Annotated in this window: 9 protein-coding genes; 4 read left to right on the forward strand and 5 right to left on the reverse strand. The window is 69.8% G+C overall.

Annotated elements, in window-relative coordinates; all coding sequences use genetic code 11:
• Positions 1 to 36: 36 nt before the first annotated feature.
• From E6J58_06205 to E6J58_06215, 3 genes are all read left to right on the forward strand, one after another.
• Positions 37 to 411: a DUF2384 domain-containing protein gene (locus E6J58_06205; GenBank protein TMB40118.1), complete on the forward strand. Its 375-nt coding sequence runs from the start codon at positions 37 to 39 to the stop codon at positions 409 to 411.
• Positions 371 to 1,132, forward strand: coding sequence for an RES domain-containing protein (locus tag E6J58_06210; protein TMB40119.1), 762 nt, complete (start codon positions 371 to 373; stop codon positions 1,130 to 1,132). Before E6J58_06205 ends, E6J58_06210 begins: the two co-directional genes overlap by 41 nt.
• Before the next feature lie 144 nt (positions 1,133 to 1,276).
• Positions 1,277 to 3,121 carry a response regulator gene (locus tag E6J58_06215; GenBank protein TMB40120.1) on the forward strand — a complete coding sequence of 615 codons (1,845 nt, stop codon included), beginning with the start codon at positions 1,277 to 1,279 and terminating at the stop codon, positions 3,119 to 3,121.
• 4 nt (positions 3,122 to 3,125) lie between these two features.
• Here E6J58_06215 and E6J58_06220 read toward each other — a convergent pair whose 3' ends face one another.
• Positions 3,126 to 3,977, reverse strand: a complete 852-nt coding sequence (locus tag E6J58_06220) for a bifunctional 5,10-methylenetetrahydrofolate dehydrogenase/5,10-methenyltetrahydrofolate cyclohydrolase (GenBank protein ID TMB40121.1) — start codon at positions 3,975 to 3,977, stop codon at positions 3,126 to 3,128.
• Positions 3,974 to 5,566, reverse strand: a complete 1,593-nt coding sequence (locus tag E6J58_06225) for a response regulator (GenBank protein ID TMB40122.1) — start codon at positions 5,564 to 5,566, stop codon at positions 3,974 to 3,976. Before E6J58_06225 ends, E6J58_06220 begins: the two co-directional genes overlap by 4 nt.
• Between E6J58_06225 and E6J58_06230 the strand changes: the two genes are divergently transcribed.
• On the forward strand, positions 4,943 to 5,980 hold the full coding sequence (locus E6J58_06230; protein ID TMB40145.1) for a hypothetical protein: 1,038 nt from the start codon (positions 4,943 to 4,945) through the stop codon (positions 5,978 to 5,980). The genes E6J58_06225 and E6J58_06230 overlap by 624 nt on opposite strands.
• A 2-nt stretch (positions 5,981 to 5,982) precedes the next feature.
• On the opposite strand, the gene E6J58_06235 is transcribed toward E6J58_06230, so the two are convergent.
• The 3 genes from E6J58_06235 to E6J58_06245 form a co-directional block, all read right to left on the reverse strand.
• Positions 5,983 to 6,672 carry a trypsin-like peptidase domain-containing protein gene (locus E6J58_06235; GenBank protein ID TMB40123.1) on the reverse strand — a complete coding sequence of 230 codons (690 nt, stop codon included), beginning with the start codon at positions 6,670 to 6,672 and terminating at the stop codon, positions 5,983 to 5,985.
• 34 nt (positions 6,673 to 6,706) lie between these two features.
• Entirely contained in the window at positions 6,707 to 7,429 is a 723-nt protein-coding gene (locus E6J58_06240) for a response regulator transcription factor (protein ID TMB40124.1), read from the reverse strand.
• A 73-nt stretch (positions 7,430 to 7,502) separates the two neighbouring features.
• Complete coding sequence (locus E6J58_06245) at positions 7,503 to 8,363, reverse strand: HAMP domain-containing histidine kinase (GenBank protein ID TMB40125.1); 861 nt, start codon at positions 8,361 to 8,363, stop codon at positions 7,503 to 7,505.
• Between the last annotated feature and the right edge of the window lie 111 nt (positions 8,364 to 8,474).

Consider the following 8,474-nt stretch of genomic DNA (forward strand, 5'->3'; position numbering starts at 1 on the left):
ACGCGCGTTATCTTTCATTTGAAAGGAAGGGACCGGATGCGCGCGAGCCTGCGCAAGGAGCTGCAACGAGGGGCCGTGCTGGCCAAGGGGCTGGTACGCGTCGCGCAGGCCCTGGCGCTCTCGCAGGCCGAAATCGCCGGCATCGTCGGCAGCAGCCCCGCCACCGTCTCGCGGACGTTTGCCGGCGGGCGCGAGCTGGCCCCTGACTCCGCCGAAGGCCGCCACGCCCTCTTGCTGGTGAGGGTCTTCCGCAGCCTCGACACGTTGGTCGGCGGCGACCGCGAGAAGGCGCGCTCGTGGCTGCGCGCCAGCAACCGGCACCTGGGCGCCGCGCCGATCCGTCTCTTGACCGCGACGCAGGGGCTCGTCCATGTCGCCGAGTATCTGGACGCGATGCGCGGGACCCTCTGAAGCGCGCCGCCTCAGCGGCCGTTTCCGCCGCGTGGTCGAGGCACAGTTCCGGAACTCGACGCGCAAGCTGGTGGACTCGGACGAGGAGCAGCGGGTGCTCGAGGAGCTGCTCGACGCGCGCGCCAAGCTGCCGGTGCCTGCGGGGTTCGAAGGCCTTCACTACCTGCTCTACACGCCCTTTCGCCATCCGCCCCTGCGCAACGGGTCGCGCTTCGGGACGCGGCTCGAGCGGGGGATTCTCTATGCCGCGCGCGAATTGCCCGCCGCCTTCGCCGAGGTCGCCTACTACAGGATGGTCTTCCTCGAAGGCAGCTCGGCGGCGCTCGCACCGGTGCAGGTCGAGCTGACGGCGTTCTCGTTCCGCATCGCCGCCCAGCGAGGGATCGATCTGTCGCGGGGGCCGTTCCGCGAGTTCGAGGAGCGCATCTCCTCCCCGGTCTCCTACGTCGATTCACAGAGGCTCGGCGCGGAGATGCGCGCATCGGGCGTCGACGCTTGCCTCTACGTCTCGGCGCGGGCGCGCGGGCGTCACTTGAACCTCGCGGTCTTCGAGAACGTCTTCCGGCCTCCGCGCCCGCTCGACGAGGAACGGTGGGCGTGCACGGCCTCGCGCGAGCGCGTGGAATTTCGTACGCAACAACTCGTGGGTCTCCAGCAAACTCACGCTTACGAGCGGGCATGGTTCCTCGTCGGCGGAAAGCTGCCCGCGCCCGCCGTTTGACCCGGCGGACGGCCGGTCGTCGCGGATTCGCCCGCTTGCGGGTTGCGAGTGTTGAACAGAAAGCGAATTCTTGTGCGATTCGACTGGCATGCGATCCGCTCTTTCATAAGATTTGGGAACGCCGGCGGGGCGGCAGGAGTGACGATGAGCAATCTCGAGCAACACCGCGCGATCCTGGCCGCCGCGGACGGCGCGCTTCTCGAGGCGCCGGCCGCCGAGCACGTCGTCCAGTTCTACGAGACGGACCAGTTCCTGGCCGAAGCAGTCTCACGCTTCCTCGCCCAGGGCGTCGTCGCCGGCGAGGCCGTTGTGATCGTGGCCACGCCCGAGCACGCAGCGTCGATTCTCGCGGGGTTGACGCGGAAGGGCTTCGACGTGGAGCGCGCCCGCGCGGATGGCCAGCTCACCGTCCTCGACGCCCGTGAAACCCTGGGCCGTTTGATGATCGGCGACACCCCGGACTGGGACTTGTTCCTGGAGACGGTGGGCGGCGCGATGACCAGGGCGATCGGCGTCTCGACCGCGTCGCGCGCCCGCGCCTACGGCGAGATGGTGGATCTGCTCTGGCGCTCCGGGCGGCAGAAGCAGGCGATCGCGTTGGAGGACCTCTGGGAGCGTCTGCGCACCCGCTATCCGTTCTCGCTGCTCTGCGCATACGTGATGGGCAACTTCTACAAGGAGTCCCACTCCGGGGACTTCCGGCACGTCTGCGACGTGCACGATCAGGTGCGGCCTTCGGAAGCGTACCTCGGCACCGGCGACGACAACGCGCGGCTGCGGCAGATCTCGGTCCTGCAGCAGCGGGCGCTCGCGCTGGAGACGGAGCTCCTGCACCGCAAGGAGCTGGAAGAGGCGCTGCGCTGCTCCAGGGAACAGGCCGAGGCCGCGAGCCGCGCCAAGGACGAGTTCCTCGCCATGCTCGGGCACGAGCTGCGCAATCCGCTGTCGCCCATCCTCACCGCCCTCGAGTTGATGAAGCTGCGCGGCGACGGTCAGGTCACGCGCGAGCAGGAAGTGATCGAGCGGCAGACAAAGCACCTCACCCGCCTCGTGGACGATCTCCTCGACGTCTCGCGAGTCACCCGTGGCGTCCTGGAGCTGCGGCGGCAGCGCATCGACCTGCGCGACGTGCTGGCCAAGGCGGCGGAGATCGCCAGCCCGATGTTGGAGATCCGTCGGCACCACTTCGAGGTCCACGCGCCGGCGCGCGGCGTCCTTTTGCTCGACGCGGACGAAGCGCGGCTCTCGCAGGTGATCGCCAACCTGCTCACCAACGCGGCGAAGTACACGCCTCCGGAAGGAAACGTCTCGCTGCACGCGCGCAATGAGCTGGGCGAGGTCGTCATCGAGGTGCGCGACGACGGAAACGGCATTGATTCGGACCTGTTGCCGCGCGTCTTCGACCTCTTCGTGCAGGGCCGCCAGCCCGTGGATCGGGGCGACGGTGGACTCGGCATCGGGCTCGCCCTGGTGCGCAGCCTGGTCCAGCTCCATGGCGGCAGCGTGAGCGCGCAGAGCTCGGGCTCCGGCAAGGGGAGCGTATTCACCGTCCGCCTGCCGGCTCCGGAAAGGGTGGAGCCCGCCGCGTCCGCCGGGCATCGCCGCAGCTCCGTCCGCCGGACGTCGCGCGGCCGGCGCATCCTCCTCGTCGACGACAACGAGGACGCTCTGGAGATGCTCGCCGAGCTGCTGCGGGCCGCCGGCCACAACGTGCTGACCGCAGGCGACGGGCCAGCGGCGCTTGCCGCGGCGCCCAGGTTCCGCCCCGACATCGCCGTGCTCGACATCGGGCTTCCTGCGATGGACGGGTACGAGCTCGCTTCACGGCTGCGCGCGCAGGCAGGCGGCGAGGCCCCGATCCTCGTCGCGCTCAGCGGGTATGGGCAGGACGGCGATCGGACGCGGAGCGACGCCGCCGGCTTCGCGCTGCACCTGGTGAAGCCCATCGACGCGGAACAGTTGCTCGGTGCCCTCGAGGAGAGGTTCTAGTCGCCTATGTCAGGCTGAGCTGCGCCTTCGCCGCCTGGATGGTGTTCGACAGAAGGTAGGCGATGGTCATCGGTCCCACCCCGCCGGGCACCGGCGTGATGGCGCGGGCGCGCTCCACTGCCGGCGCGAACTCGACATCTCCGACGAGCTTGCCCGCCGCATTCCGGTTGATGCCGACGTCGATCACCGTCGCGCCGCGCTTCACCCACTCGCCGCGGATCATCGCCGGTTTTCCCACGGCGGCCACGAGCACGTCGGTGGCCCCGACCTCACCGGCCAGATCGGCCGTGCGCGAGTGCGCCAGGGTGACGGTGGCGTGCCGCTCGAGGAGCAGCATGGCCACGGGCTTGCCGACGATGTTCGAGCGGCCCACCACCAGAGCGCGCGCGCCGGCCAACGGCGTTTGCGCCTCGTCGAGCAGCCGGAGGATCCCCAGCGGCGTGCACGGCCGCAGGCCGGGACGGCCGGTGAAGAGGGCGCCGGCGCTGTGCGGGCCGAAGCCGTCGACGTCCTTCTGCGGAGCCAGCGTCTCGAGCACTTCGTCGGCGGAAATGTGCCTGGGCAGAGGGAGCTGCACCAGCACGCCGTGGACGTGGGGATTGACGTTCAGCTCCCGGACCAGCGCGAGCAACTCCACTTCGGACGTCTGCTCCGAAAGGATGTGCTCGAAGCCCGCCATGCCGGTCTCCTGGCAGGCTTTCGCCTTGCCCCGGACGTAGATCTCGCTCGCGGGATCGCTGCCGACGCGGATCAGCGCCAGCCCCGGAGTCACGCCGGCGCGCTTCTCGATCTCCTTGACCGCCTGCGCGACCTCGGCGCGCACCTTCGCGGCGATGGCCTTGCCGTCGATGATCATTCGCGCGCTCGTAGCACGGTCGACAGAGGCAGGATCACCGTGAACGTCGCGCCTTCTCCCGGATTGCTATGGACCGTCACCGTGCCGCCGTGCAGGCGGACGAGCTCGCGCACGATCCAGAGACCCAGACCGTAGCTGCCCGCTCGCTCGGAGGCGGCGCCGCGCTCGAAGCGGTCGAAGACGTGCTCCTGCTCGGTCGCCGTGATCCCGGGGCCGCCGTCGGTCACGGAGATCCGCGCCGTGCCGTCGCTCTTGCGCACCGACACGGTGACCGGTTTGCCCGCTCCGTATTTGATGGCATTCGAGAGAAGGTTGGCGACGACCTGGGTGATCCGCACGGGGTCGAATTTCCCGGGTAGCGGCAGCGGCGCGTCGAAAACGAGGGTACTGCCGACGGCGGTGGCCTCGTCCGTCGCACGATGGACGATGTCCCGGACGAGCTCGGCGAGGTCGAGATCCTCGAGGCGCAGGAGAAACTTGCCCGCCTGGAGCTGCGACCGATCGAGGAGGTCCTCCACCAGGCGCGTCATCTGCTGGACGTCGGAAACCGAGCGGCGGATGGTGCGGACCATCGCCTCGCGCTCGAAGTTGCGGTCCTGGGCGCGAAGCAGTTGCACGTCCAGCGTCAGCCGCAGCGCCTGGAGCAGGCCGCGGATGTCGTGCGAAGTGATGGAGAGGAACTCGTCCCGGGTCTGCAGGGCGCGCTCCGCCACGCGCTCGGCCGCCCGCGATCGCAACAGCGCATGGATGGTCGCCAGCAGCAGCTCCGGCTCCACCGGCTCCGTCAGGTAGGCGTCCGCGCCGCTGTCCAGGCCGAATGCGCGGTCGGAATCCTCGGTGAAGCTCGCCGAGAGGTGGAGGATGGGGATCGTCCGCGTGACGGGATCGGCCTTGAGCCGTTTCACCACGTCGGGCCCCATCAGATCCGGCATGTGGACGTCGAGGACCATCAGGGAAGGCGGCCGATCGCGCGCGATCCGCAGGGCGTCGGCGCCGCAGGCGCCCTCGATGACGTCGTATCCGGCGCGCTCGAGGGTGCGGCGCAAGGCGAGGCGCGTCCCCTCGGTATCGTCGACGACGGCGATGGTCTCGGCGTTCACGGGGGACGCACTGTAGCCCTCGCCTGTCGGCGCACACAATACGAAACACGGCGCCAACACGCGCGCCACCGCAGCCAGGCAGCTTCGGCGGATGAAAAAACGCATGGAAACGAGGAGGAGTTTTCTCAAGGCGGGCCTTGGAGCAGGGCTCGGCGCGGTGATCCTTTCCCGGTGCGGAAGCGCGGACGTCGTCTCGGGCGGAGCCAGCGATGGCGGCACCGGGACGGACAGCAGCGGCACCTCGGACGGTGGCACCACGGTGACCGACGGGGGGACGACCGCCGACTGCCTTCTCGATCCCACCACCACCAAGGGGCCGTACTGGGTCGACGAGCGGCTGAACCGATCCGACATCCGCTTCGATACCAACGGGATCGCGAGCCCGAATCCGCGCCCCGGGCTGCCGATGACGCCCGAGTTCGCTGTCTCTGCGTATGCCTCAGGCGTCTGCACGCCGTGTTGCAGGGCGCGCAGGTAGACATCTGGCACTGCGACGCGAGCGGCATCTATTCGGACGTGCAGGGAAGCACCGCGGGACAGAACTTCCTGCGCGGCTACCAGGTCACGGACGCGAGCGGGGTGGCGCGCTTCACCACCATCTATCCCGGCTGGTACTCCGGCCGCGCCGTCCACATCCACGTGAAGGTCAGGCTGTTCGACGCCTCGAACAACACCACCACCGAGGCAACGACGCAGGTCTTCTTCGACGACACGATCACCGATACCGTCTACAAGAACGTCTCGCCGTACAGCGGGCGGTCGACGCGCGACACGCGGAACTCGGCGGACAACATCTACGGAAACCAGACGGTGCTGCTCTTGAGCCTGAGCGGCGACACGGCGTCAGGATTCACCGGAACGATCCCGCTCGGCGTCCGCGTGGGACAGGTGAATGCCGGATAGCATCACTTCATCTGCGCCCGCATCCGCTGATCGATCAGGCGCTGGATGGCGCGCGCGGCGATCGCCTTCGACGGCCCGAGCGACATGAGCGCGACGCCGACGAGGCGACCGCGTGCGTCGAACAGCGGGCCGCCCCAGAACCGCGAGTCGAGCATCCGCCGGCCGCGCAGCAGGATGAGGTCGCCGTCGACGGCGGCGACCTCGATACCTACGCCGATCACCGCTTCGTCGTCGGCGGCCATGGCGATCAGCGGGTCGCCCGAGGCCGGCAAGTCTGGCGCAAGCGGCGCGGCCTCGAGCGCCGCGGCCGCCGCCGGCAGCGAGAGGATCGCGAGGTCCAGGTCGGCGACTCCGGCGATCACCTGCGCCTCCATCGTTTCCTCGCCCGGCACCAGCACCTCGACGTGCGCCAGTGGCACCATCCTGCCTTCCGGGGAGGGAAGGGCGACGGCATGCAGGGTCGTGACGGCCAGCCCGTTTCCGAGGAGCGCGCCCGTGCCGTGCGTCAGCGTCTCCAGCTCCTGCTGTCCGCCGTCGGCGGTCACCGGGGTGCGCCCGCGGACATCGATGACGGTGCCGTGGAGCTTGTCGACGATGGGCTTGAAAGCGTCTGCCGGATCCGTGCGGAGCACGACGGCGGCGCGTGCTCCCGATGCGGCGGCCAAGGCGACAGCGAGCAGGCGGGCATTCATGGGCGGAGTGTGTCAGCACTGTGTTGCCGGTCCTTTACTGCGATGTTTCGGAAGATGAAGCGGAAGCGAGCATGTATCCGACCCCCCGGACGGTCTTCAGCAACCGCGGATTGCGGGGATCGTCGCCGAGCTTCTGCCTGAGGTGCGAGATGTGGACGTCGATCGATCGGTCGAACGCCTCTTCGGCGCTGCCCCGGACCAGATCGATCAACTGTTCGCGGCTGAGCACGTGACCGGCGCGCTCCGCGAGCGATTTGAGCAAGGCGAACTCATAGCTCGTGAGCGCTATGGGACGACCCTGGAGCGTGGCCTGCATCGCCTGCGGCTCGATCCGGAGCGCGCCGACCACGACCGCTTGCCCCGAAGGTCCGACCCGCCCGCGCGCCCGGCGCGCCTGGGCCCGGATGCGGGCGAGGAGCTCGCGGGAGGAGAACGGCTTGACGATGTAGTCGTCTGCGCCGCCTTCCAGCCCGACGACGCGGTCGGGTTCCTCCCCGTGCGCGGTGACCATCAGGATGGGCGTGTCCAGCCGGGCGCGCAGGCGGCGGCACACCTCGAGTCCGTCGATGCCGGGCAGCATCAGATCGAGCAGCACCACGTCGGGGCGGATGCGCAGCGCCTCGCCGAGCGCGTCGAGGCCGTTGGCGACGACGGTCACCCGCAGGCCGTGCGACTCGAGGTACTTCGCGGTGAGCTGCGCCAGACGCTGATCGTCCTCCACATACAGGACGACGATGCCGGCGTCGGGCGACGTCACCCAGGGATCATATCCGGCGGACGACGGGCCCGCGACCGGGTCGGTGCACCGCCGATGATCGGCGGATGTACATTCATGAAGCGAGCGGCACCCGGATGCGCGCCACGGTCCCGTCGCCTGGATTGCTCTCGATCTCCAGCGTGCCGCGGTGCGCTTCGACGATGCGGCGCGCCAGGAGGAGCCCAAGTCCGAGTCCACCCGTCTGCCTCGCGCGGCTCCGGTCGGCGCGAAAGAACGGCGTGAAGAGCTGCTCCATGTCCTCGGGCGCGATCCCCGCGCCGCGGTCGCGCACCTCGATCGTCAACCGTCCGTCGCCTGCGTCGGCGAGCAACGCCACCTCGCCTGGCCCGCCGTGCTTGCCCGCATTCGAGAGCAGGTTGTCGAGCGCGCGGCGCAGCATCATCCGATCGACGTCGACCTGGGCGTCGCCACATCGGTTCTCGACGCGCAGCGGATGCGCGGGGTGATGCGCGCGGAACCGCGCCGCTGCGTCTTCCACCATCTCGCGGGCGGAGGTCCGTTCGACGCGCACAGGCGGTTGCGCCGAGGAGAGCTCGAGGCGGGCGCTGGCCAGGATGTCGCTGGTGAGCCGCTCCAGCTCCGCCAGGTCGCCAGCGATGCCCGAGAGCTGGGCCGCGGCTTCTTCGGCGCTCCCTTCGGCGGCGAGATCGAGCGCTACGCGGATCCGCGCGAGCGGCGTGCGCAGCTCGTGCGACACGTTCGCGAGGAGCTCCCGCTGTCCGCGCACCAGCGACTCGATCCGTCCCGCCATCTCGTCGAAGGCCAGCGCGACGTCGCCCAGCTCGTCGCTCCGGCGCAGGTTGGTGCGCGTCGACAGCTTGCCGCCGCCGAGGTTCCGCGCGGCGGCGGAGAGCACCCGAAGCGGGCGCGCCAGCCAGGCCGCGGTGAGAACGGCGGAGATCCCGACCAGCACCGCGGCGGCGGCGATGGCGAAGAGCGGGCCGCCGTCGGGCGGAGGCCCAGGCGGTGGCGAGAAGATCCGCGCGGTCCCGCCGGACCACGCCGTGGTGAACGTTCCGGGGCC

It is taken from the genome of Deltaproteobacteria bacterium (genome assembly GCA_005879535.1).
Lineage (GTDB): Bacteria > Myxococcota > Myxococcia > Myxococcales > 40CM-4-68-19 > 40CM-4-68-19.